The sequence below is a fragment of the Streptomyces canarius genome (assembly GCF_014650735.1).
Classification (GTDB): domain Bacteria; phylum Actinomycetota; class Actinomycetes; order Streptomycetales; family Streptomycetaceae; genus Streptomyces; species Streptomyces olivaceoviridis.
The window spans coordinates 159,133-184,654 of sequence record NZ_BMVN01000014.1 but is presented as its reverse complement, the minus strand read 5'-3'; the positions used below and the strand labels follow the sequence as shown (position 1 = coordinate 184,654).

The window sequence follows — 25,522 nt, the reverse complement described above, 5'->3', positions numbered from 1 at the left end:
ATGTCCCCCGAGGAGGGGCAGACCTGGCCGGAAGGGTTCATGGACGACCGCAGCGCTCCTGACGCCCGGTCCCCGGACGGCCGGGGGCCCGAGACCGCAGGAGTGCCCGGCGACGAGCTGACGGCGGTGCTGCACCGTGCCGTGCGCCAGGCCGCTCGCCGCCTGCACGCCCTCACCGCGGCCGTGTACCTGCTGACCCCGGACGGCGGCGAACTGCGCGCCGCCATGATCGGCGGCAGCCCGCCGTCCATGCTCACGCTTCCCGGCCGGATGAAGCTGGACTCGCCCTACGCCTCCGCGCAGGCCCTGGCCGGGCGGTGTGTGGCGCTCCTGGCCGAACCGGATCCGCTCGCCGAACCGGAGAGCGGGGCGCTGGCCTACCCCTATACCGTCGCCTCGGTCCCCCTGGAGACGGAAGGGCACCGTTTCGGTTCGCTGACCGTGCTGCGCACCGAGGACAGCGGTGACTACAGCGACGCGGACTGCCGGGAGCTCACCCGGATCGGTGACCGGCTGGCCGTCCTGCTGGCCGGTCTCCACGCCCGCGGTGCCGCGATCGCGCCCGGGTGCCTGCCCGTGCTGGTGCCGGTGTTCGGCACCGAACCGCCGGCCGCGGCCGGGGAGCAGGCCGTCGTCCGGGGTGTGCCGGGTGTGCCCGGCTCCGCGGGGATGACCCTGCTGTACGCCCTTCAGCGGCTGACGGAGATGCTGAACCGGGCGACCACCATGGAAGACGTCGTCGGAGTGGCGGAGTTCTGTGTCGTGGCGCCGATGCGCGCCCGGGCGCTGGCGCTGACCTCGGCGGCCGAGGGCCGGCTGTGGGTCCTGGGCCACAGCGGGGACTCCTCGGACCTGGTGTCCGAGCTGCACGGGGGCGCTCTGCACACGGGCACGCCCGCCGCGCGGGCGATGCGGGGGCGGGCGCTGTTCGTCCCGGGTTCCGCCGGCGCGCCGGCCACGGGCCGTGTCCCGGATGCCGGCCCCGGGGATCCGTTGAGCGGTGTGCCCGGCGACGGCGGGGATGACGGGCGGCACGCCGCCGCCTACCTGCCGCTCGTCGGCAGCCGGCACGTGGTCGATCTGCCGATGGCGGGCGCCGCCCCGGTCGTCGGGGTCTGCTGCCTGTCGTTCGACGGGCCGCGGACGTTCCCGCCCGAGGAACGGGCCGTGCTGACCATGATGGCCGGGCTGCTGGGCGCGGCGGTCCAGCGCATCCAGCTCAGCGCCGCGCGCCAGGTGCTCACCGAGGGCATGCAGCGGCGGCTGCTGCCCGCCGTCCTTGCCGAGGCACCCCGCCTGCCCACCACGGCCCGCTACCGGCCGGCCCAGGCCGCGAGCGAGGCCGGCGGGGACTGGTACGACGTGATCACGATGCCGGACGACCGCGTGATGCTGGTCATCGGGGACGTCGAGGGGCACACGCTGGAGAGCGCCGCCGTCATGGGCCAGTTGCGCACCTCGGTGGCCGCCTACGCCACCGAGGGCCACGGGCCGGCCGCGCTGCTCGAACGCACCGACCGGCTGCTGTCCCGAATGGGCACCGAACTGCTCGCCACCTGCTGCGTGGTGGCCGTGGACACCGGGACGGGGGTGGCCGAGGTGGCGCTGGCCGGGCATCCGGCGCCGCTCGCCCGGCTGTCCGACGGCACCGTCCGTCCGCTGTGGGCACCGGCCAACGTGCCGCTCGGACTGCACGGGCGCACTCCCTACCGTTCCCAGGAACACACCCTTCCGCCCGGAACCGTGCTCGCGCTGTACTCGGACGGCGTGCACGAACCGGACCGCGACGACGTCGGCGCCCGCCTGGGTGCCGACGGGGCGGGCGCCGACCTGGAGATCCTGGCGGACCGCCTGCTGGCGGACACCCCCGGCCGGCGCGACGACGCGGCGCTGCTGCTGGCCCGCTACGAGGGGGCGGACGACTCCGCTGCACCCCGGACCGCGCGTTTCCACATCCACCGGCGTGACCTGCGGGCGGTCAGGGCGGCCCGCGGCTTCGTGCACGAGTGCCTGTGCGACTGGGGGCTGGCCGATCTGTCGGACGACCTCGAACTCATCACCTCGGAACTCGTGACCAACGCGCTCATCCACGCGGGCAGCGATGTGGACCTGCGGCTGCGGGCGTTCGGCGACCGGGTCCGTCTGGAGGTGCGGGACTCGGACAGCGACCCGCCCGTGCCCACCGCCTACTCGCTCACCGACGAGGGCAGCGCGCGGGCGGAACACGGCCGCGGCCTGTACCTGGTCGACGCGTTGGCGCACACGTGGAACACCTCTCCGAGCGGCCGGGGCAAGACCGTCTGGCTGGAGATGGACATCCCCGGGGACGGGGCGGCGGCCCGGCCGACCGTCGAATGACCTAACTGTCCGTTTACAGAGCCCTGCCCGGAGCCGTCGCCACGGACCGTCAACTGACGGTGGTCGTCTCGTGGTCCGCCCGGCCAGAGTGAGACCACGGGCGCAGGGCAACCCTTCCCGCGGCCGTACAAGACATGAGCGCGAGACATGTGATCGCGAGACATGTGACCCGCCCTCTTCCGTCACCACTTAGACCGGTGATAGTGTGTGGCTCAAGCTTCGGCGGCCCGAGGCTGTCTCAGGGCCGCGTACCGAGGTCGCGGAGGAACGCGTGCGGATGCCGCCCGCGGGGGGCCCGCCGACCTCGCCATGTTCAGCTCATGTGCCATGCACCCCTGTCGCCGCGGTCAGGCGCACACCTACTACTTCCGGGATGGAAATCAATGAGACGCACACTTCTGACTGTCCTCGCGGCCGGTGTTCCGCTGGCCGCGGCACTGTGGGTGCCGACCGCGTCGGCGGAGACGGCGGACACCGCTTCCGCGCCGCTCGGTTGCCGCTCGCTGCCCGTGAAGGCCCCCGCCGGTACGAAGGTGGAGAGCGTGACCGCGGTCAGCCACGCGGCGGGCACCGTGGACGTGCCCCCGGTCACCCCGCTGCCGGGGGCGCAGATCCCCGACGTGCCGGCGTTCTGCGACGTGACGGTGACGCTGACCCACCCGGGCCAGGGCGACCACGCCAAGGTGCGCGTCTGGCTCCCGCTGGACAGCTGGAACGGCCGCCTCCAGACGATCGGCGGCCAGGCCTACGCCGCCGGCGACTACGGCGCGAGCCTGGCCGCCGCCGTCAAGAACGGTTACGCCGCCGCGACCACCGACGCCGGCGTCGGCACCTACATCGACACCAGCTGGGCCCTGACCGACGGGGGCAAGGTCGACACGGCGCTGCTGAAGAACTTCGCCAGCCGCTCCGAGCACGAGGCCGCGGTCGTCGCCAAGGACGTCATCGACGGCTTCTACAGCAGGCCCGCCTCCTACGCGTACTTCAACGGCTGCTCCACCGGCGGACGCCAGGGCTACATGGAGGCCCAGCGCTACCCCGACGACTACGACGGCATCCTCGCCAACGCGCCCGCCATCAACTGGGACGAGTTCGAGGTCGCCACCCTGTGGCCGCAGGTGGTCATGAACAACGAGAAGACGTACCCGACGTCCTGCGAGTTCAAGACCTTCACCGACGCCGCCGTCAAGGCCTGTGACCCGCTCGACGGCGTCAAGGACGGCCTGGTCAACGACCCGGCCCGGTGCGACTTCGACCCGCGCCGGCTGATCGGCACGAAGGTGGTGTGCGACGGCAAGGAGCTGACGATCACGGCGGCCGACGCGGCCGTCGTCCGCAAGATCTGGGACGGCCCGCGCACCGCGTCGGGCAAGAAGCTGTGGTCCGGCGTCCCGATCGGGGCCGACCTGTCGGCCCTCGCCGGTGTCACCCCGCCGGACGCGAACGGCAACGTCAAGGGCGCCCCCTTCCCGGTGCCCGCCGCCTGGGTCCAGACCTGGGTGCAGAAGCAGCCGTCCTCCGACCTCACGAAGATCACCTACAGTGATTTCACGCGGCTGTTCAAGCAGTCCGAGGCCGAGTACGACAAGATCATCGGCACCGACGACCCGGACCTGTCCGCCTTCCGCAAGTCCGGCGGCAAGCTGCTGAGCTGGCACGGCCAGGCCGACCAGTACATCCCCGCCCAGGGCACCGTGAAGTACCGCAAGCAGGTCGAGCAGGAGCTGGGCGGCGCCAAGAAGGTCAACGACTTCTACCGTCTCTTCCTCGCCCCGGGCACGGCGCACTGCGGCCTGAACAACGGCAGCGGTGCCACGGCCGACGACCTCGGCGCGCTGCGCACCTGGGTCGAGAAGGGCAAGGCCCCCCGGACGCTGCCCGCCACCCTGATCAACGCCGACGGCAAGAGCGTCACCCGCGACCTGTGCAGCTACCCGTCGGTGTCCCGCTACGACGGCCAGGGCGACCCGGCCGTCGCCTCCAGCTTCCGGTGCGTCCTGCCGTCCCGGCACTGACCCGACGACCGACCACCTGACCACCCGAGAAAGGCCCCACCCCCATGAGCACGCAGACAGCGGCACCGTCGAACTCGACGGCGGCCGAGGGACGTTCCTCCCTGCTGAGGCTGTACCTGGGCCGCGGCGTGCTGGCCGTGGCGTGGGCCCTGGCGTTCGCCGGAGCCCATGAGAACGTCGACGCCGTGGCCATCACCCTGCTGGTCGTCTACCCGCTGATCGACGCGGTGTCCTCGCTGATCGACTACCGGGCCACCCCCGCCGGTTCCGAGCGCCGGGTCACCGCGTTCAACGGGGCGCTCAGCACGCTGGCCGCCATCGCGGTCGGTATCGCCGGGGCCGGTGGCGTCGCGCCGGTGCTCCATGTGTTCGGTGCCTGGGCCGTCGTCTCCGGTGCCGCCCAGGTGGTCGTCGGGCTGCGGCGGCGCGGTCCCGAGCTGGGCAAGCAGTGGCCGACCCTGATCTCGGGCGGGCTGTCCTTCCTGGTCGGCTTCGTCTACAACGTCCAGGCCGCGGGCGACAACCCCTCGCTCGACGTGCTGTCCGTCTACGCCACGGGCGGCGGGGTGTGGTTCATCCTCCAGGCCCTGCTGCTGGGCTGGAAGGCCCGCCAGCTGCGCACCCGGACCGTCTGACCACCCCTGACCGGTGCCGTCCCGGCCCGCGCCCCGTGGCGCGGGCCGGGACTTTTCCGTGCGCCGGGCCGGGGCGCGCGGGCCGGGACCCTTGGCTGGTTGCTGGTTGCTGGTTGCTGGTTGCCGGTTGCTGGTTGCCGGTGGCCAGTTGCCCGCGGCTGGTGGGTGGTTGGGTGGCCGGGGGCCGTCAGCCGACGCGGTAGCGCACCGGAAGGGACAGCACGCCGCGGATGATCCCGGAACCGATCCAGTCGAGCGAGTCCGGCGGTACGGCCAGTTCCAGCTCGGGGACGCGGGACAGCAGGGTGCGCAGGGCGATGGCCGTCTCCAGGCGGGCGAGCGGGGCGCCGAGGCAGTAGTGGATGCCGTGCCCGAAGGCCAGGTGGCGGGCGTTCGACCGGGTCACGTCGAGGACGGCGGGGTCGTCGCCGTCGGGCTGCGGGGCGTCGTGCCCGGCCGAGCCGAGAGCGACGACGACCATGCTGCCCCGGGGCACCGGCACCCCGCCCAGTTCGAGGTCCTCCGAGGCGTAGCGGCTCGTGGAGCGCTCGACGGACGTGTCGTAGCGCAGGAACTCCTCCACCGCGCCGGGCACCAGCTCGGGCCGCTCGCGCAACAGCCGTAGCTGGCCGGGGTGTCGCAGCAGGGCCAGCACCGCGTTGCCCAGCAGGTTCACCGTGCTCTCGTGGCCCGCGACGACCAGCATCATGGCCGTGCCGACCAGTTCCTCCTCGGAGAGCCGGCCGTCCTCCTCGTCGCGCACGGCCACCAGGGCGGACAGCAGGTCGTCCTGGGGACGGCGGCGTTTGTCCGCGACCAGGTCGGCCAGCAGCCCGTGCAGAGCGGCCAGCGCCGGGCGGTGCTCGGGCGAGGCCACCTGGAGGGCCTGCCCCGACCAGCGGCGGAAGTCCAGGTGGTGCCGGGGCGGGATGCCGAGGAGTTCGGCGATGACCGTGGCGGGCAGCGGGGCGTTGAAGGCCTCGACGAGGTCCAGCTCGCCCGACGGCGGCATCGCGTCGATCAGGTCGTGGGCGATCCGCTCGATGCGCGGTGCCAGTTCGGCCGTACGGCGGGGAGTGAAGGCGGCCGAGGCCAGCCGGCGCAGGCGGGTGTGCTCGGGCGGGTCGGCCTCCATCATCTGCGCGCCGAGCCCCACCGAGGGCTGGTGCAGGACGTATCCGGCGGTTGCCAGGGCCTCGGCGGCGGGCGTGGCGTCCTTGAGCAGGGCGGGATGGGTCAGCGCCTCCCGGGCCAGGTCGTGGCCGACGATCACCCAGCCCTTCAGACCGAGGTGGAACTCGGCCGGGTGGATGGGGCCGAGCTGCCGGAGCCGGGCGTACCGCGCGGGGGAGTCCGCCTTGAAGGCGTGATCGATGACCACCCTGCCGTCCTGGTACGGGCAGTGCTCGTGCGCGCTCATGGGTGCCTCTCGGGTTCTGGCGGTCCGGGGCCGCCCGGGGCGGCCCCGGCCGGCACCCGACGCGCTGTCAGGTCGTCGTGTGGGGAGAACGAGCCGGGTTCGGCGTTGGTTCAGCCTGCCCGGCCCGTGGACGGACACGCCGGAGGGGCATGCGCACCGCGCATGCCCCTCCGGCGTCCGGGAACTCAGTTGTCGCTGTTGAGGATGGTCAGCACCTGGAGCACCTCCAGGTAGATCCACACCAGGGTCGTGGTGAGACCGAAGGCGGCCAGCCACGCCTCCTCGCGGGGTGCGCCGTAGGCGACGGCGTCCTCGACCTGCTTGAAGTCGATGGCGAGGAAGGCCGCGCCGAGCAGGATGCCGAGCACGCCGAAGAGGATGCCGAGGCCGCCGCTGTGGAAGCCGAGGCCGTTGCCCGCGCCGAAGGCGGAGAAGAGGAGGTCGGCGGCGAGCAGCAGCAGGAATCCGGTCGCGGCGGAGGCGACGAACCCGGCGAAGCGCCGGTCGACGCGGATCCAGCGCATCCGGTAGGCGAGGAGGACGCCGGCGGACACGGCGAAGGTGCCGAGCACCGCCTGGACGACCACGCCCGGCGCGATGTACGTCGAGGTGGCGCTGGAGATGACGCCGAGGAAGACCCCCTCGAACGCCGCGTATCCGAGGATCAGCGCCGGGGACGGTGCCCGCTTGAACGCCTGGATCATCGACAGCACGAAGGCGATCAGGGCGGCGCCCACGGCGAGGCCGTAGGACCGGCCGATGTTCGCCTCGTCGACGGGCAGCAGGAGCCAGGACAGCACCGCCGTCAGGGCCACGGTGCCGAGCGTGGTCGCGGTGCGGACGACGACGTCGTCCATCGTGATCGCGGTCCGCGTGGTCCGTACGCCGGCGTCCGGGCCCGCGCCGGCGGCCGGGGCGTAGGGGTTGGTCAGGTAGTCGTCCGCCGGCCGGCCTCCGGCCGTGGCGCCCACCGGGTGACGCGTGTATGCGTCGACCGGGGCGGCATCACGGGCGGCGCCCCAGCGGGAGAAGACCGGGTTGGTGCTCTTCACGTCATTCCTCCTCATCCGCCGCGCGTGCGGCCTGCGGCACAGTGTGTCCTCGGGTGTCCGGGGTGGCATACGTGTGACCGTGCCGCCCGCCGGATCGGTGTCCGGCCATCCTGTGCGTCACCACTCTGACAGGTGACGCGATGGGGCGCAAGTCGTCCCTGCCCGGGCCCGGTCGCGCTCACTCGGACGGCGCCGCCGGACCGTCGAGCAACCGGAGGAGGAAGTCGTCCCAGTTCAGACCGTCCATCTCCGCCTCGGCCGGGATGATCCGGTAGGTGGCCTCCAGCCACTCGGCGAGCGGCCCGGTGGGCACCTCGAAGAGGGCCTCCACCTCCTGCGATTCGAGGAGCAGCCAGGACGAGGGGCGCTCCCCGGGCAGCGTCGGCCACATCCGCACCTCGCCGCAGCCACTCATCGACGTCAGGCCGCGGTGGAGCAGCTCGCGGCCGATCCGCCAGATGAGACTCGGTCCCCGCTCCGCCAGGAACTCGACGGTGATCACCGCGGGCATGTCCGCGTCGAACCGGAACTCCGCTCGCATGGGTTGCCGGGTGAACTCGTCGAGCATCTGGTCGAGGTCCAGGAACAGCGAAGGCAGATGCCGGGGCGTCGACCGCGCCCGCAGTGGTGACTGGTCACGGTGCATGACGGGAGTTCCCCTCCGTGGTAGGAAGTCTGCGCCTCCCACTGTTCGCCCGGGGGCACAACCCGCACATCGGTCACTTGACGGTCAAAGGACGAGGCGCGGTGGGGCAGCCGATGACGCGGAGACGCGCCGTGCGGAGCGGGAGGAACGTGACGTAAGTCAATGTGCTGCCCGGCACCGGGGGCCGCCGAGCGGCCGGTGCCGGCGGGCTGCGACCACGGTGCATGTATCTTCAAGTCCATACGTGCCTCAATCGGCGATGTCCCACACCTGGACGACGGGCGTCGCCGGCACGCATCCGTGCGGGTTCCGCCGCACACCGACGTGCACCGTGAAGTGGGGGTCGCCTCAGACATGTCCTCGTCCTACGACCGCGCCCGTACCGGCCGTCACCGCGCGCCCTCGGCCGGCGACCGGTTACGCGCACTGCTCGCCGACTCCGGCAGGCGTCTGCCGTTCCCCGCGGTCGCCCTGGTCGCCGCGGTCTCCGTCAGCGGATGCGGAGCCACCGGCGCGACCACCGCCGATCCCGTCCACGGGGCCCAGGCCGTCGCACCGGACGCGGCGCCGGGCGGCGCGCCGCCGGCCGCACCGGGCGTCCCCCGTACGGTGACGGCCGCCGATCCGGTCTCCGCCACCGACACACACCTTCCCGGCGTGGGCCCGAAGACGTCGGCCCGCATCCCCGCGAACGCGCGGCAGGTCGTGCTGGTCACCGGCGAGGGCAAGGACTCCTCCCGCTCCCAGGTGGTGCTGTACCGGAAGACGGCGTCCGGCTGGGAGGGCGGTGCGACCTGGCAGGCCCACAACGCCTTCAAGGGCTGGACGACGGACCACCACCTCGGCGATCTCCGCTCGCCCATCGGTGTGTTCACGCTCAGCGACGCGGGCGGTCTGCTGGCCGACCCGGGCACCAAGCTTCCGTACACGCGCTCCGGCGGGTTCGCGGTCGGCGGCACCGGCTTCGAGGGCGAGTCCCTCGCCGGTTCCTTCGACTACGTCGTCGCCATCGACTACAACCGCGTGAGGGGCACGTCCCCGCTCGACTGGGGCCGCCCCCAGGGCGCGGACAAGGGCGGCGGCATATGGCTGCACGTCGACCACGGCGGCCCGACCCACGCGTGTGTGAGCCTGTCGCAGGAGCACATGAGGCAGTTGCTGCGCACGCTCGACCCGGCGCTGCACCCGGTGATCGTGATGGGGGACGCCGCCTCGCTGGCACGGTGACCGCCGCACCCGCCCGTGCGACACGAACCCGCCCGTGACCGGCAGAGACCGGTCACGGGCGGGTTCGTGCGGGAGTCCGCCGGACGTCAGGTGACGGGCGGGAGGTTGGGGCCCGTCGTGCCGAGCTGCTCAGTGGACACCACCGGCGGCACCGGCCAGGTCACGCCCTTCGGCGGCCAGCTCTGCCCGGTCGCCTTCAGGAACTCGGCCGGCGGCTCGTACAGCGGCGGCTGGTTGCCGTCGGGGATCATCGAGGCCCATGCGACGCCCTCGGTACGGTCCTTGAACTCCTGCTTCATCGCGTCCAGCTGCTCCGGCTGCTCGATCAGGTCGACCGCCGCCGCCGCCAGGTAGCGGGCGGCGGACAGCAGCGCCTGGTGGCCGATGTTGGTGGCAGCCGTCGCGGTGACACCCCAGTTGTGGTTCGGGATGCCGGGCGGGTAGGCGGCGGACAGCAGCACGGCGGTGGGCGCCTGCCAGCTGATGTCGGCGGTGTCGGTGGCGAGTCCGCCGGTGTAGGCGGCGGCCGGGGGAGCGAGCGGGGTCAGCTCGGTCGGCATGCCCACCTCGGGCTTGCCCAGGGACTTCTGGATGCTCTTGGCCAGGGCGTGGTCGGCGTCGGCGAACTTGGGGGCGCCTATCTGCCGCATGTTGTCGTTGAGCAGTTCCGCACCGGCCTTGTTGGCCAGCAGGTTCCACGTCGCGGCGTGGAACTTGTGCACCAGGCGGGTCTGGCTGGCCTGGGCGGCGGCCTTCCCGCACTCCACGATCTTGTCGTAGAGCACCTGGGCGCGCGCCGGGCTGCCCTCGCGGACGAAGAACCAGATGGAGCACATGTCCGGGGTCACGTTCGGCGCGCCGCCGCCGTTGATGATCGCGTAGTGGAAACGCCCGGACGGGGCCACGTTCTTCTCGCGCAGGTACTCCGACATCGTGGCCATCAGCAGCGCGCCGTCCAGACCGCTCTTGTTGCCGAGCGGGGTGCCGCCGTGACCGGAGGCGCCCAGGAAGGTGAAGGTGGCCGAGATCAGCGCGCTGGTGGTGTTCCAGAACGGCACCGTGATGTTGAACGGGTGCCAGTCCAGGAACGCGTCGAGGCCGTCGTACACCCCCTCCTTGACGGCGTACGCCTTGCCGACGAGCTGTTCCTCGCCCGCGCTGCCGAACAGCTTGACCCGGGCCTTGAGACCGTTCGCCCGGATCGCCTGGGCGACGGCGATGGCGGCGGCGGTGCCGCCCGCGCCGAGGGTGTTGTGGGCGTCGCCGTGGCCGGCGCCGTAAGTGGGGCCGTAGGCGTCGTAGTTGTAGACGAGGGGGTCGTGGGTGCCCACACCCTTCTTCTGGGACAGGCCGGGCAGCGCGTCGTACTCGGCGTTGAAGCCGAGGACGGGCCCCTCCGTGCCGTACGTGGCGACGAAGGCGGTCGGGAAGCCGGCCGAACCCCACTCGATGGTGAAGCCGTTGTCCTTCAGCAGTTTGGCGTGGGCGAGGGAGGACTTCCACTCGCGCAGCGACAGCTCCGCGTGCTGCCACACCTCGTCGCTGAGCTTCTTGATCGCGTCCTCGTTGGCCGAGATCCAGTCGAGCGCGGTCTGCTTGGCGGCGGTGTTCTGCGCCAGCCCCTTGGGGGCACGGTACGAGGCCGGAGAGACACCGGTCTTCTCGTCGTACCCGAGCGTCGCGGCGAGCACCGGGTCGGCCTGGAGGATGGTCGCGGTGGTCGCGGTGGCGCCCAGCCCGAACATCTTCAGCAGGCGTCGGCGGCCGGGGTGGAAGTCGTCGTTCACGTCAGTGTTGTCCTCGCGGTGTGAGGGCAGAGCCGGACGACCGGCTCCGTGACATGTGGTCGTGGCATGTCGCCGAACGATCATAGGTGTCTACGCGGAGAAGCATCAGGTGTTTCCAGGCCCAACCCGGTTGTGTGTACGATTCGTTCGCAGCGGAACCCGGGGCCGACGAGCTCCGGACGGGGCAGACCGTCCCGGGGCCGAGCCGAGAGATGTGAACCTTTCGGCATCCCGGATCCGTTGTCGATTGGGAAGCTCCGCCGCGCGATCGAGATGCGGCGGATCCGGCGGCCGTCCCTATCTCCCCCGGTGGGACGGCCGCCTTCCGTCGCGCGCACCACCGCGCTGTCCGACCCCCTGGAGGCCGTGATGAGCACCGCTGACACGACCGTGCTGAGGGCGGGCCGCCCGCTCGCCCTCGCGTCCCTGGTGTCGCCCGGCGGCGGCTACGCCCTGGAGCACCGGCGCGACGGCACGGCCGTCCTGCGGGACCGCGTCCAGGGGCGCGACCTGTGGCACGTCGGCGTCCCCGGCACGGCGCCGGGGCAGCTCACCCTCCTCGACGACGGGCGTCTGGTGCTGGAGGCCTGGCCCAGGGGGCCCGTCTGGATCTCGGCGGACCCCGACCCCAGAGCGGTCACCGCCATGGTCACCGACCAGGGGCGCCTCGTCCTCACCGACCCGGACGGCGGTCTGCGCTGGAGCCGGGATCCGGTGAGCGAGGCCGAACTGGCCGCCCACCGCCCCGCGACCGGCGACCGGCTGCTGCCCGGTCAGGTGCTGTCCGAGCCGCTCGTCTCCCCGAACGGGCAGTACCGGCTCAGCCACACCCCGGACGGCGAGACCGCTCTCACCGCACCCGGTGACGGGAGGGACCGCCCGGTCTGGTCGCGTAGCGTGAAGGCACCCGGCGAACTGACCCTGGGCACCGACGGTATCCTGCGCGCCGGCACCAACTCCATGGTCCTGCTGCGCTGGACCGGCCGCTACCGGCTGGATCCGGAGGCCGTCCGGATCTCCGCGGTGGTGGTGCGTGACCGGGGAGACATCGTGCTGCTCGACGAGAACGGCGCCGAACTCCACGACAGCGGGTCGGCCGCGGAAGAGGCCCGGCTCGACAAGCTCCGCCGCTCGGAGGCCCGCAGGCAGGCCAGGGAGGCCGCCAGGCCCGTGCGGCCGGCCGGCACCGGCCTGCCCCGGGACTGGTTCGACCTGCTGGACCTGTCCGAGGGCCCGTACACCTTCACGCTGGTGAAGCACACCGACGAAGAGGAGGTCCTGCGGAGCCTGGGCGCCCCCGCCAAGACGATCAGGGCCACCACGTACCGGGACCTGCTCCAGGCGTCCCTCCGGGACCCGGACACCGACTGCGCGAGCGCGTTCGCGGTGCGCACGGGTGACCACGTCGTGGTCGTCGAGCCGTGCGGCTACCAAGCCGTGGAACGCGGGAAGGACCTGTCCCGCGGGACCGACGCGATCGTCTGTTACCTGGACTACGACGGCTGGCAGTCCCTCGCCTGGTACCGGGACGGGAAGCTGCTCGCCGGGTACGGGGAGGACGACTCCACCCGGCTGGAGCGCGGCAAGGCGGCTCCCAGGGGCGCGGAGCGGAGCGTCTTCGTGCCGTTCATGGAGGAGATCGGCCTGGGCCGGTACCGGGAGGACGAGGAGAGCGCCTTCCTGCCGCCGGCCGTCGAGGTGGCCTTCCTGGCGGCGGGGGTACGCCCGAGCGGCGAGGACTTCGACGGCGCGCATGCCGGTGCCGTGTTCGGCATATGACGTCGGCCTCCGTGCCCGTCCCGCCCGCGCGGAGACACCTATGTCAATTGGTCATGGCGAGCGGGAATCGCGGAACGAACAAGTGTGTTCGAGATGTGTGAGCGGAGCGGTGTGCCGTGGTGCTGCCGCCCGTCCCGACCACACTGAGAGGCAGCCCCGCCATGAGCACCCTGAGCAGAACGTCCGTGGACATCGCCACCGCCGACGGCACCGCCGACGCGTATCTCGTCCACCCGGACGACGGCAAGGCACATCCAGGTGTGCTCGTGTACCAGGACGCGTTCGGGCTGCGCCCGCATCTGAAGGCGATGGCCGACCGGCTGGCGGAGTCCGGTTACACGGTGCTCGTCCCCAACGTCTTCTACCGGCACGGTCCCGCCCCGGTCGTGGAACTGCCCGAGTTCATCGACATGGAGGCCCGACCGGACATCGTGGAGAAGATCGTCCCGGTCATGGAGTCGCTCACGCCGGACCTGATCGAGCGCGACGCGGGGGCCTACCTGGCGTGGCTCGCGGACGCCTCGCCGGTGGCGGACGGACCGGTGGGCATCACCGGCTACTGCATGGGTGCCCGGCTCGCGCTGTACACGGCCGGCACCCATGCCGACCGGGTGGCCGCGGCGGCCGGCTTCCACGGCGGCGGGCTGGCGAGCGAGGCACCCGACAGCCCGCACCTGCTCGCCGGCCGGGTCACGGCCGAGCTGTACTTCGCGCACGCCGACGACGACCCGTCGATGCCCGGGGAGCAGGTCGACCGCCTGGAGCAGGCGCTCACCGAGGCAGGCGTCAAGCACCGGTGCGAGGTCTACGAGGGCGCGCACCACGGCTACACCCAGTCCGACACCGCCGCCTACAACCCCGCGGCGGCCGAGCGGCACTGGACCGAACTCCTCGCCCTGCTGGCCCGCACCCTCTGAGAGCGCGGCGCCGGACCATGATGCCGATGCCGGTCCCTTCGGTCCCTTCGGCAGGGCGCGGTTTCCACGGATGACGGCGGAGCCCGGTCGTACCACGGCGAGCGGTGCCGTGCTACGACCCGGGCGAGAGGTTCGCCAGGGAAACGACGGCGCATGGGGCTTCCAGCCGTCGGCCGTGGGGTCTGCGACACGACGTCCGAACGGACGCGCCGGGCTTCGCCGGTGCTCTTGGACCCCGGGAGCGCGGCGCGCGGTCAGTGACTGATCAGGCCGGCGTTCACGGGCATGGCCGTACCGGTGACGTACCGGGACGCGTCGGACGCCAGGTACAGCACCGCGTTGCTGACGTCCGCGGGCTCGACGGTGTCGGCCTCGAACCCGCGGCGGAACACGGACTCCCCCCGCATGCCCGCCTGGACGTCCGCCACCGCGGGCAGGGTCTGCGGCATGCCCGTTCCCGATACGCCGATCGGGCGGACGGCGTTGACCCGGATGCCCTCCTCGATCAGTTCGGCGGACAGCGAGCGCACCAGCCCGAAGACACCGTGCTGAGAGGCCGTGTACGCCTCCGCGCAGGGCAGGCCCTCGACGCTGGCGACCGAGCCGGTGACCACGACCGAACCGCCGCCGCGGGCCTGTAGATGGGGAATCGTGGCGACCATCGTGTTCCAGGTGCCTGTGAGGTTCACCCCCATCACGGCCTCCCACTGCTGCCCGTCCGTGTCGTTCCACCGCCCGAACGCCGCCACACCCGCGTTGGCCACCACGATGTCCAGGCCCCCGAGTTCGGCGACCCCGGCTTCCACCGCCTCCGTGAGGGCCTGCCGTTCCCGGACGTCCACCTCGGCCGTCACGACCCGGCGGCCCGTCTTCACCACCAGGTCCCCGGTGGTGCGCAGATCGTCGAGGGTGGCCATCGGGTAGTCGATGCCGGCGACCGGTGCGCAGATGTCCAGCGCGATGATGTCGGCGCCCTCCTCGGCGAGGCGTACGGCGTGGCTGCGGCCCAGCCCGCGTGCCGCGCCCGTCACCAGTGCGATCCTGTTCTCCAGACGTCCCATACCGTTTCCTCGCAGAAGAAGTGTGTCCGCCGCCGGAGGGGCGGAGGCCGTCCACCGAACCGGTGCACGACCGGCGGGCCGGTCCGGCCGGCTTGGGGAGCCGGGGTTCTTCCGGCCCGCTCACTAGGGACACGGAATCCGGGGGCGCCGGGGATCACATGTCCGTCGCGGGGCCCGGCGGGCGGCGACAGACCGTCGTCCCGGCCGATCAGACCGGTGGCACTGTGACGGGCAGGGAGGTCGCGTCCTCGGCGATCGACGCGAGTTCACCGTCGGTCAGTTCACGTTCGTCCAGCCAGGCCAGACCGACCACGGCGCGGACCGTGCCGTCGTCGTCGTGCACGGGCAGGGCGACGGCGGCCTTGCCGTCCACGGCCCTGGCTCCCGGCTTGACCGCGCCGCTGTCGTCCTCCCTGAGGTTGCAGGTCTGGACCGGCCGGTCGCGTTCCCAGGCGAGGCCCGCCATTCCCTTGCCGAGCGGGATGCGCGCGGTGACCTCCTGCACGCGGGGCGGGATGTTGTGCGCCGCGGCGATGTGCAGCAGGTCCTCGCGCACCACGTGGACCGTGCCGGCGACGGCCGTGTGGCGATCGAGCAGACCGCGCAGCCATGTGTGGGTCGAATCGTCGAGCATGGCGGCGATCGTACGGCAGCCGACGCGCAAACGTGTGCCGGATACGTCTTTGGATACATGTCCCAGGCGTGCCGGGGCGCGCCGGGTCCCCGAGGCGTCCTGGAGGGGACGTCGTCGCCCTGGCGGGCACCGGCTGCTGCGCGACCCGCTCGGCGCGCTGGAATCCGCATCCCAACGGGCCGGCCGCCTTGGGCCTCAGTCGCCGGCCGGCGGGTCAGGGACCGACGGAGGCCTGAAGCGGCTCCTCGGCCTCCGCGGACTGTGTGGGCACGGGCACGAAGGGCGGTTCGAGGTCCGGCGACAGGTCTTCCGGACGCTCGGCTTCGGCCGATGACCGGGCCAGCGCCTCCCGCAACGCCTCGGTCCGCACGCGCATGGCGACCGGGCCGGCGGGGTTGAGGTAGAACTCGTGGCCGTCCGGGAGCCCGTCCAGCAGCTCGGCGACGGGCGCCGTACGCGCGGTCAGACGACCGACGCCCAGCATCTGGTCCGCGGCCGTGTAGACGGGGACCACCTCGGCGCCGTCCTGGGAGAGGGCGGTGACGAAGGACCCGTCCAGCGTGGTGAGGACGGCGACCTCCTCGGCCTCGACAAGAGCCCGCAGGACCGCTTCGACCGGCCCGTGTCCGGTGGCGGCCCACTGCATCGCCTGGTCGACCGGGTCCGTCGGGTCGGGCCAGCCCAGCGCCAGCGGGGACGGCCGGTACTCGTCGTTCGCGCGCCAGGCGACGACTTGCCCCCTGGAATCGCTCTGCCACTCACCGACGACCGCCCAGGCGGGCACCTCCTCCTCGTCCGCCCAGAGCGGATCGACCTCGGTGAGCCACTGGCCGCGCGCGACCTTCGCGGCACTGACGATTTCCGTTGGAGGTGCGGGGAGGACGGCGTCGTCTTCCCCTGCGGAGGAGCTCTCCGCGGGTACTTCGGGTAGATCGGGTATCGGCATCGGGTGTTGCGCGGACAATCCGGTCTCCTGCTTTCCTTAACGAGTTCCCCGGGGCATGGGGCCACCGAGTGCTCTGTACATTTTTTCGATGTCAGGGGGCAGTTGTTTGCCCTCTACCAAGGCTGTGAACGCTTCGGCGACGAACTCGGCCGGATTGGCTCCGGCGTAGCCCTCTGCTGCGCCCTGGGAGCTCACCGGTGTGCGCAGTGCCCTCTGCTTGTGTGAGTCGTCTTTCCATCCTGCATTCAATGTCGTGTAATAGAGGAGCGGATTGCTCTGCCTCGCTATTTGATGGCCGAACTCGTGAATTATGAAGCGGGGTATCATGCGGTGGGGCACTGCTATGAAGAACTTGTTCCCGCCTGCGGAGTATGCCGCGTCATTCTCATTCCTGCCCGGAATCGTACCCGTTTTCGTTACGCTGCCGTCGAGGTTGATCGTGAACTGCTTGTTCGCGTACGGGGATATCACGATTTCGAGTTCGGTTGCGGGCAGGTCGAACTTCGTGATTATCGCCGAAATTGCTTCGTTGAACGCCTCGACGACCTTCCGGTATGACCTTTCGTTTTTGTAGTAGGTGATGCGGGCGGTCACGCCGTGAGAGAGTTGGAAATTTGAATCCCTGTACATTTGGTGAGGGCCGAAAGGTTTGGCCGGCAGCTCATTCTTCTTGATGTCTCTGAAGTAGGTCTGAAGTTCGGGGTTCATCTGGAGGTGGTAGGTCTTGGTGGCCTCCAAGTTCGCACCAGGCACTGCTTGCACCCCACCCATTGCCTGGTAGAGCGTGGTCTGCTCCCACCCTCGGTTTTCAGCTGCTCTGAAATTCTCCAGTGCCAGGTTGAGGTCGCCCTCGAATCTTCTGCCGTCGAACCTGCTCTGTGCGATGGCCGACATATGTTCGCGGGCGCTCCTGGAGATCGCGACATAGTCGGTGAAGTGCGGCACGCCGGACGTGCCTTGAGGCGTGTGCCCATGGAACGGGGTTGCACGCCCTGTCTGCGGAGAAGGCGCATGGCCGCCGTAAGGCTGTGCGTGCAGTGTGCCCTGCGCGTGCGTCTGCACGGGGGCGTGTTGTTGCTGGCCCCCATGCCTCGTCGGGCCCACGTGCATTCCCTGGAGCGGGCCTACGAGGCTGTTGACGCTGACCTGGCTCGGGTTACGGCGGTGGCCTGTGGCCGGCGCGCCCGTCGGGTAATGCTGGACAGTGCCGTAAGGGCTTTGCTGGTACGGGTGAGGCGCGGCGTCAGGACGGGCCGCCGAAGACGACCGGCGTCGGGACGGGCCGGCGGCGTACTGTCCGGTCGCCGACGGCGGGCGCTCCGGCGTCGGGCCGGTCCAGGGCACCTGGTGCCCGGTGTACTGCGGGTGCATCGTGCCTTCGGCGAGAGGCAGGCTGTCCCTCTGCGCGCCGCCACGGGAAACCGAACGCCTGAACGTGTCTCCGATGCGGCCGAAGATTCCGCGAGTCTTCGAGCGGCCCCGCTCCGATTCGCTCGCCACTGACACCTGGCTGCGGTGGCTTTCGCGGGTGTCCGAGCGCTTCAAGCTGTACCCGATGTCGAGGTTCCCTGCCGAGCTGTTCCTGCCCTGGTGCTGATACGCAGGTCCCGATGGCATCTGGTTCCGCGTGTGCTGACCCAGACGAGCCCGCAAGTCCCTCACAGCACTGGTGTACATGCTGTTGTTCTGCCCTGCGAGTGAACTCAAGTACGCATCGATACTGTGCTGGACGGCGTCGAGGGACCCTCGGTTGTAGACCCAGGCATGCAGATCGTCGTGAACGCGGGCGAGGTACCTGTTCTTGCGTGCTTGTGGCGGAGTTTTCGAGAGCCACTTCGTGAAATATGTGTCGGGCGCCGCCGCCACATGATTCGTGCCCATGGTTCCGGGATGCGTTCCGTGGCCCGGCTGTGCCGAACCCTCCCCCAGGTTTTGAGCAAGGGGCGCGCGCTGGGATATGTCCGCCGTCTTCTTTTTCAGCAGCGGCATACCGCCGCCGAGGCCGGGTCCCTCGTACGGCTGCACCTCAGGCAGGGGTTCGCCGTTCGTCACCTCGAACCAGTGCGCCTCCGCCTCGGACAACGCGTGACCGGCCCACACGTACGTGTCATACGCCTGCGCCAGGCGCACGTCGTCGTCGACGCCGCCCACGCCCTGCCCGACCTGTTCCCGTATTCCCTCCAGCACCGACTCGGCACGTGCCAGGTCAAGCCGCGCAGACGTGAGCGCCGCGCCCGCGTCGATCACCGCGCCCTCGTCCCGGGCGCGGTCCACGTCGTCGCCCTCCCAGACGTAGGCACGCTCCTTGCCCTTGTCCACCGGCGCTCCGACGGCATCGTCGGCGTGCGTTCCGTCGGCCGTCGACGCAGGTGCGGTGACCGTCACCCGCGGAGTGACGACCGTGTGCTCGGTGATCTGGGACGCCGGAACCGAAAGTCCGACGGGCACCACCCCGGTGGCCTCGGTGGAGGAGTCCCCGTGGTGGAAGGCGAAGGTGAACTTCACATGACCGTCGAAGTGTTCGAGCGGGGTCGGGATCTTCGCGTTGTCGAAGACACGGCCCCCGCTGGCCTGGTCGGCCCGGCTGCGGTACCGGAAACCCCCGCCGAAGGTCAGACCCGCCCCCAGCTTGCTGTGCAGGGCACTCGAGCGTGCCCCCAGCTGGCTCACCAGCAGGAACTGCCGAGAATGCAGTCCGCGCCGGCTGAACAGGGAGAACTTCTCGCTGGCCAGCGCCACTTCGGCCTTCGCCTCCGGACGCGTGTGCGTGAGGTCGACCACCTCGGCCCTGACCGACACCCAGGCCTCACGGCCGTTCACCCTGAACGACTCGCCCCGCAGCTCACCGCCACGGGTCAGGTGCGGCAGCGCGGCCATCAGCCGGTCCTTGCCGAACTCCGCCATGACCAACGTGCTCCGCCGACTGCCCACCTGGGTGACGTCGGACCACGCTCCTCCGAACGCCTTGCGCCCCTCGGTGTCCAGCAAGTCCCGCAGAGACCCGACGTCCGGCAGATCGCGGACGAGCTGACCGTCCGACATGCCGTGGGTCCACAACGATCGTGGCGGCTGCGGCACCACCGAGGTACTCGCGGACGTCTCCGTCGCCGGGCGCGGGGCCACGGAACCGGGCCGCGGCGCTTCGAAGCGGGCCTGCTCGGCCCCCGAGACCTTGACGGCGTCGGCGCTCTGCACCAGCGCCTGGAAACCGATCTCGGCCTCCCCGACCTTGCGCACGCGCACGCCGAACGTCCGCCTGGTCATGGAGGGAGAACCGTTCGGCCCCGCCTCGGCCAGCTTGGCGGCGGCCGATGCCCGGATGCGCTCGGTCTGCGCCTTGAGCGCGTCATGGAACTCGGTCCGTGCCTTGTCGCGCCGCGCCTGCACAGCCTCGGACTCCAGCAGAGCGCGCTCCAGCTCGCGTCGCGGACCGTCCGGGCCCTCGGGCCGCTCGCCGTCCCCGGTCCGCACGGCCGGGTCCGGACCGTGGGCATGGCCGTCGGACATCCGGTCGAGCAGTTCCGCGACCCGGAGTTCCTGCGCCTGGAGCTGCCCCTCCAGCTGCACGAAACGATCGCGCAGCTGACCGATGTGGAGTTGTTCCCGCGCCGTGCCGTCCGGTACCCGCGTGTCGACACCGGGTCCGAACAACCGCCGCCGGTCCCGGAACGCGACATGCAGCCGTGCGACACCGTCGAAGACGCTGCCGGGCACCTTGGTCTTGGTGCCGGCGGCGGAGCGGACGCCGGTCGACGTGTCCGCGATGTCCTCGACCTGGGAGGTGTGCGTCAGCGTCCCCCCGGCGAACACCTCCGCCGGAGAGGCGCCCAGCGGATCGGAGGTCCCGACCACCGTGAGGTTGGTGGCGTCGGCGGTGACCTGGGGGCCGGAGCCGTGCGGATCCGTCCGACCGCTGCTGGTGACGCCGAGCGTGGCCGAGTTGAACTCGGTCGCCCTGGTGTTCGCGGTGTGGGTCATCGCCTTCACACTCGCGGTGATGGCCAGTTCACGGCCGTTCACCCGGACGACCCACGGCTGCCCGGCCATCATGGACCTCAGCCGCCGCTGGAACTCGGAACCGTGCAGACGCTCCGCGAGCTTCAGCCGGGCCGCCTCCCACTTCCTGCCGGAGCCGAACGCCTTCGGTCCGGTCGCGTCCAGCTGCCGCAACACGTCCTGCACCAGTTCGGCCGCGTGCGCGTCGGGCGCCGCGGCGCGGTCGGCCCCCACCGGGCGTACGTCGAGCACGACGTCGTCGGCGCCGAGGCGCAACGTCCGCGCGATCCGGTCGGGCACGCGGAAGTGCTGCTCCGGTCCGGGCGCGTCACCGGTCGTGGGATCCACCGGCAGATCCCGCACGGGGAACGCGAACTGACCGCCGTTGACGACGGTGAACGTCCGCCGGCCGCCGTCGGCTCCCGGCAGCACGTGGGGGAGGCGGACCTCCACGGTGTACGTCACGTCGCCCTCGAAGAGGGCGGCCGGTTCGACGGTCTTGTCCTTGGAGACCACGCCGCCGCGGTGATCCACACTGCTGCCGGACAGCACGTCACGGTGTCGCTGGTGGCCGACGGAGAACGAGACGTGCGGCACCTTGACGCCGGCCCGCTGCCACAGGCTCCGGCGGGCGTTGCCGTCCTTCTGGGCGGCCGACGCTGCGGCGGACTCGGTGCCGTGCTCGAACTCGAAGTCCTTCACCACCCGCAGGTACCGGGTCATCTCGGCCCTGGCCGAGGTGATGCGTATGTCGGCTGTCACGGGACCGCCCTTGAAGACGCCGCCCCACGTCTCGCCGGCGGTCAGCCCGGCAGTCCTGGGCTGGAGCGCGTCCGAGTCGAAGAACTGGCCGATCTCGGCCTCCACCTGGTCCCAGTGCTCACCGAACGTGCCGGAGAGGTTCTCCTTCACCGCCGCGACGACCCGGTCCCCGGGCAGCTCCAGAACGACGTCCCCGTTGCCGATACGACCGCCGACCACCCGTGCCGGCGGCTGGAAGGCGAGGTGCCCGCGCGGCGGGGACCCGGCGGACGAGGGTGCCTCGTGGGCGGTCCCGGAACCGGCCGGCTCCGGGCGGCCCGGCACGGTGTCGCCGACGGCCACCGGGTGCACGGGGTTCCCGGGCACGGCCGTGGCCGGGTCCGCCGTCCGCTCGTGTACGGCCGGCCCGCCGTCGGCGGAGGTGTCCGGCCGGGTGAACACCTGCGTGCCGACGCCGTCCCGCGCGACCTCGAAGCGCTGGGCATGGGCCTGCGGGAACGCCACGACGAAACGCACCTGCGTCCGGCCCCGGTGCGCCCCTGACACGTCCGGCCGGCTGACAGCGGCGTCGACGCTCACCGTGGCGATGTACGCCACCATCGGCTCCGGGTACTTGGCACTGGCCACACTGCTGTAGCCGTCGGACATCCCGGCACCGGTCCGGTACCGGTGCGCGATGCCGGCGCCCGGGGCGTGCACACTCAGGAGCACATCGTTGCCGAGGTCCGGTTCCACGCCCGCCTGCGCCCACTCGCCGTGCGTGACGGCCGACCCCATACGGGTGCTCAGTTCGTCCGTCACGTCGTTCAGCAGGTTCACCTCGGCCGCGTCGAGAACCCGCAGGTACTCCAACGACTCCAGCCGCCCGTTCAGGCTGAGCTGGGCATCGGACCGCAGCGGCGCCGGCAGCGGGATGCTGTGGGCGGTGGTGCCGCGAGTGATCCGGGGGAGGTTCGTGGCGAGCTGTTCCCGGGTGGCCATGTCGTGTGCGGCCGGACGTACGGCGCGCCAGTGGGAAGCGAAGAAGTCACGGCCGATCCCGTCCAGGAGATCACCGAGCTTGGGCAGGTGGGCGGCGTCCGGCGACCGCTCCTCCCCGGCCAGGACGTCGAGGACGACCGTGTGGGCCGGAAGCCCGGTCCAGACCTGGGGCGACGGCTGCCAGGCGGTGTCCCCGGGCTCCAGCGGCGTCCCGGTCATACGGCGGGGCTGCTGCGGCTGCTCGGCGGCCGAGAAGACGGTCGGCTCCGAGACCGCACGCGCGTCGCCGGCGTCCACCAGCACCTGGAAGCCGATCCGGGCCCGGGCCCCGCGCGGCGGAGCCGACGCGGACGTCCCCGTGTGCGGCGCGGTGGCGGGAGCGTCCGACGCGGTCGTCGTGGAGGACGCGCCGAGCGGGTCGGCACGATGGACGAAGGTGAGGGCGGCCGTACCGTCGAAGACGGCACCGGGCACCTTCATCTTGATCGCGGTGCCCGTTCTGACCGAGTGCTGGTCGACCAGGGTGCCGTCACGGTCGAAGTCGCCCTGCACGGTACCGGTGACCGTCGTCGGGCCCGCGTGCAGGTCGCCGCTCTGCGCGTTCAACGCCGCGCGGAAGGACTGTTCGGAGACCTCCGCGTCGGAGAAGACGCGGGTGACGTCCGAGCCGGTGTTGAACTCCGTCTTGGCGGTGTTCCGCACGTGCTTCATCGACGTGACCTCGGCGGAGACCAGCAGAGTCCCCCGGTCCCCGCCCAGCTCGATCTCCAGTGCCTCGCCCGCCGTCAGGCCCTTCAGCTCGTACTGAAGGACGTCCAGGGAGTCGAGGCGGTCCCCGACCGTCTTCCGGACCCCGCTCCAATCGGAGCCGAAGACGCGCCGCCCGTACGACTCCAGTGAGGTGGGTTCGTCCGGGGAACCGAACAGGCTCTCGTGCAGAGTCCCGGTGACGCGTTCGCCGTTCGCGTCCACGAGGAACACGTCGCGGACGGTGTCCATGCCACCGAGCGCCTGCGTCTGCTCGACCCGCAGCGGAGCCGTGTAGTGCCGGGCGTCGGGTGTCTCGGACAGCGGGCGGGTGTCCCCCTCGGCGGTGGCCACGGGCACCGTCGCCGACACCTGGACCCGACTGGTGCGCGCACCGTCGCCGGCATCCCACATGATGCGCTTGCCGAGGGAGCCGCGGACCGCCGAGAAGTCGAACTCCAACCGGACCCCGGCATCGATGCGCAACGCCGGCTCCGGCGTCTTCGTACGGCTGAACAGCCGGCCGCTGGACAACGTGCGGTGCGAACGGGAATGGGACCAGTTCGAGGACAGGTTTCCCGTCAGTTCGGTGTGCTCGGCCGCTTTGCCCTTCACCAGCAGGCCGCCGGTGACGGTCGAACGCTTGTCGCGCTGGAAGCCGTCACGGATGAGCGATTCGCTGCCGTCCTCGAACTCGAGGCTGTCGAAGACACCGACCGTCTCGGCCCGCGTGACCTCGGCCCGGACCGGGACCTCACCGCTGAAGCCGGCCACGTCCAGGGTGAGGGTGCGCACTTCACCACGGGTCATCGCCGACAGCGACGGCCAGATCGTGCGGCGGAGCTGGTCCCCCCAGTCCGCCGACAGCGCCTCGCGCTCGGCCGGGTCCAGCACGGCGTCGAGACGCGCCACCACGTCCTCCAGGACAGCGGTGGCAGTCTCCTGGGACGGCAGGACACGGTCCGCGCCGCCGATCTGACCGACGACCGTCATCCTGGCGGGGGGCGGGGGCAGCGGCCCGGCGACCGGATCCGGGGAGAGATGGTCTCCCGCGGAGGTCCCCTGGGCCTCCGCCGCCCCGGCCTCCGGCACGTGGTGGGGCGGGGCCGGCTCCGCGGCGGCCCCGGCCGGATGAGCGCCGGGCGTCACGGCTGACGCGTCGGGGGCTTCGGTCTGCCGGGGTGACTGCGAGTCGCGGACCCCGTGGCCGTCGCCCTGGGCGGGCGCCGCCGTGGACACCTCCTGCCCGTCGTGGACGTCGGCCCCGTCCGGCGCAAGCCCACCGGAGTGCGACGACTCCTGGGGCACGCCGCTTCCGGCGTGTACGGTGCCGCTCGGCCGGGGCTGGGTGGTACTGTCCGCCGCCGTTCCGGTGTCGTGCACACCGGAGTCGATGCCGTGCGCAGCGGGCGACGTGAGGACGGAGAAGACCGAGTCGACGACGCTCGGGCGCGTCGTCTCGACGGGGGACGAGGCCTCGTCGGTGCGCGCGGGCGGCTCTTCCCCACGGACCCCGACACCGGAGCCGTCGAGGTCCTGGGTGACGTCCGGGTGCCCGTCGGCCTGCGGCCGGACCGGCTGCCCGTCGGCTTCGGTCGTCACCCCGTCCGGTTCGCCGGGGACCGGCTCCCGCTCGTTGAGCGCGGTGATGTCGCGGAAGCCCTGCCACAGGCTGTTCTCGGCGGTGGTCGCGTTGACGGGGTTGTGTCCGGTTTCGGACGGGGCGGGGCTGTCGTAGAGGCGGTGCAGGAGGGGGGCGAGGCCGGGCTCGTTCCGGTCGACCCAGTCGACGCCGTTGTTGCGGGGCAGGCCGGTGTGGGGATCGTTCCCGTGGTTCGCGCCGAGGTAGGCGTTCGCGGTCTGGGCGAAGTACTCCTCCACGTCGCGGGACGCGTAGTTGTCGTTCCCGTCGGCGTCGCGGAGGGGGCCGTCCGCCCATTCGGCGTCGGGGCCCGCGTTCTTCTTGGCGGTGAAAGCTGAGCCGACGAGGTCACGGTCGGTGTCGGTCAGCCCGAAGTGGTAGATCAGATGGTGCAGTTCGTGACTGACCGAGGAGTAGCCGTCGCTCTGGTGCGGCTGGTCGTCGCTGACGGGCGTGTGCTCGCCGAGGAGGTTCTCCTCGGCGACCAGGACGAGGCGGTGGTCAGTGAGGGTGGCACCGCGCACCGTGTCCAGGGGACGGCCGTCGGGGGCGTGCGGGCTGTCGGGCAGGCCGGCGGTCTCGGCGGCGGTGCTGGTGCGGGGGATGATCCTGACGCGGACGCCGCTGGCGGCGACGCGGGCGGCGGTGTCGGGGTCGGCCAGGACCGTGGAGAGCTGGCGGGTGAGTTCCAGGCGCGCGGCGACCGGGCGTTCGACTCCGGCGGGTACGTCGATGAGGGACTGGGCGATGCGGACGGCTTCGGTGTCGGGCAGTGCCTGGTAGAAGTCCACGCCCAGTCCCGGCGGATCCGTATGCACGGCTGTCTGGACCGCCCCGGCCGGCGGCTCGGCATTGAAGCTGCCGCCGAAGGGGTCGCCGATGCTGGTTCCGGCTTTGCGGAATCGTTCGGCCCAGTC

General features: G+C 71.5%; 14 protein-coding genes. 6 read left to right on the top strand and 8 right to left on the bottom strand.

The genetic code is table 11. The features are described from left to right. From IE294_RS21450 to IE294_RS21440, 3 genes are all read left to right on the top strand, one after another. A complete protein-coding gene (locus IE294_RS21450) occupies positions 1 to 2,358 on the top strand; it encodes a SpoIIE family protein phosphatase (protein ID WP_189888513.1) in 2,358 nt (785 codons plus the stop codon). A 383-nt stretch (positions 2,359 to 2,741) separates the two neighbouring features. Beyond that, positions 2,742 to 4,373, top strand: a complete 1,632-nt coding sequence (locus tag IE294_RS21445) for a tannase/feruloyl esterase family alpha/beta hydrolase (protein ID WP_189888511.1) — start codon at positions 2,742 to 2,744, stop codon at positions 4,371 to 4,373. A gap of 44 nt (positions 4,374 to 4,417) precedes the next feature. After that, positions 4,418 to 5,008 (top strand): DUF308 domain-containing protein, encoded by a 591-nt coding sequence (locus tag IE294_RS21440; RefSeq protein WP_189888509.1) that lies wholly within the window; start codon positions 4,418 to 4,420, stop codon positions 5,006 to 5,008. A gap of 187 nt (positions 5,009 to 5,195) precedes the next feature. On the opposite strand, the gene IE294_RS21435 is transcribed toward IE294_RS21440, so the two are convergent. The 3 genes from IE294_RS21435 to IE294_RS21425 all read right to left on the bottom strand — a co-directional run bounded on the left by IE294_RS21435 (position 5,196) and on the right by IE294_RS21425 (position 8,126). Next, a complete protein-coding gene (locus IE294_RS21435) occupies positions 5,196 to 6,428 on the bottom strand; it encodes a cytochrome P450 family protein (protein WP_189888507.1) in 1,233 nt (410 codons plus the stop codon). Between the two features lie 185 nt (positions 6,429 to 6,613). Beyond that, positions 6,614 to 7,480, bottom strand: coding sequence for a Bax inhibitor-1/YccA family protein (locus IE294_RS21430; RefSeq protein ID WP_189888505.1), 867 nt, complete (start codon positions 7,478 to 7,480; stop codon positions 6,614 to 6,616). Positions 7,481 to 7,658: 178 nt separating this feature from the next. Then, a complete protein-coding gene (locus IE294_RS21425) occupies positions 7,659 to 8,126 on the bottom strand; it encodes an SsgA family sporulation/cell division regulator (RefSeq protein WP_189888503.1) in 468 nt (155 codons plus the stop codon). A 354-nt stretch (positions 8,127 to 8,480) separates the two neighbouring features. Here IE294_RS21425 and IE294_RS21420 point away from each other — a divergent pair, with 354 nt between their 5' ends. Further along, positions 8,481 to 9,353, top strand: coding sequence for a hypothetical protein (locus IE294_RS21420; protein ID WP_189888501.1), 873 nt, complete (start codon positions 8,481 to 8,483; stop codon positions 9,351 to 9,353). Between the two features lie 86 nt (positions 9,354 to 9,439). Here the strand turns inward: IE294_RS21420 and IE294_RS21415 are convergent, their stop codons facing one another. Further along, positions 9,440 to 11,140, bottom strand: coding sequence for a zinc-binding metallopeptidase family protein (locus IE294_RS21415; protein ID WP_229917269.1), 1,701 nt, complete (start codon positions 11,138 to 11,140; stop codon positions 9,440 to 9,442). Positions 11,141 to 11,509: 369 nt separating this feature from the next. Between IE294_RS21415 and IE294_RS21410 the strand changes: the two genes are divergently transcribed. Together IE294_RS21410 and IE294_RS21405 are read left to right on the top strand one after the other, a co-directional pair. Next, complete coding sequence (locus tag IE294_RS21410; protein ID WP_189888499.1) at positions 11,510 to 12,919, top strand: DUF6461 domain-containing protein; 1,410 nt, start codon at positions 11,510 to 11,512, stop codon at positions 12,917 to 12,919. Between the two features lie 161 nt (positions 12,920 to 13,080). After that, the gene (locus tag IE294_RS21405; protein ID WP_189888497.1) at positions 13,081 to 13,836 is read left to right on the top strand and encodes a dienelactone hydrolase family protein; all 756 of its coding nucleotides are present in this window, start codon (positions 13,081 to 13,083) and stop codon (positions 13,834 to 13,836) included. A 254-nt stretch (positions 13,837 to 14,090) separates the two neighbouring features. Here IE294_RS21405 and IE294_RS21400 read toward each other — a convergent pair whose 3' ends face one another. The 4 genes from IE294_RS21400 to IE294_RS21385 form a co-directional block, all read right to left on the bottom strand. After that, entirely contained in the window at positions 14,091 to 14,897 is an 807-nt protein-coding gene (locus IE294_RS21400; RefSeq protein ID WP_189888495.1) for a mycofactocin-coupled SDR family oxidoreductase, read from the bottom strand. A gap of 208 nt (positions 14,898 to 15,105) precedes the next feature. Further along, the gene (locus tag IE294_RS21395; RefSeq protein ID WP_189888493.1) at positions 15,106 to 15,531 is read right to left on the bottom strand and encodes a GAF domain-containing protein; all 426 of its coding nucleotides are present in this window, start codon (positions 15,529 to 15,531) and stop codon (positions 15,106 to 15,108) included. A 214-nt stretch (positions 15,532 to 15,745) separates the two neighbouring features. Beyond that, the gene (locus IE294_RS21390; protein WP_229917268.1) at positions 15,746 to 16,495 is read right to left on the bottom strand and encodes a type VII secretion system-associated protein; all 750 of its coding nucleotides are present in this window, start codon (positions 16,493 to 16,495) and stop codon (positions 15,746 to 15,748) included. A gap of 18 nt (positions 16,496 to 16,513) precedes the next feature. Then, entirely contained in the window at positions 16,514 to 25,396 is an 8,883-nt protein-coding gene (locus tag IE294_RS21385; RefSeq protein ID WP_229917267.1) for a hypothetical protein, read from the bottom strand. Positions 25,397 to 25,522 lie beyond the last annotated feature (126 nt).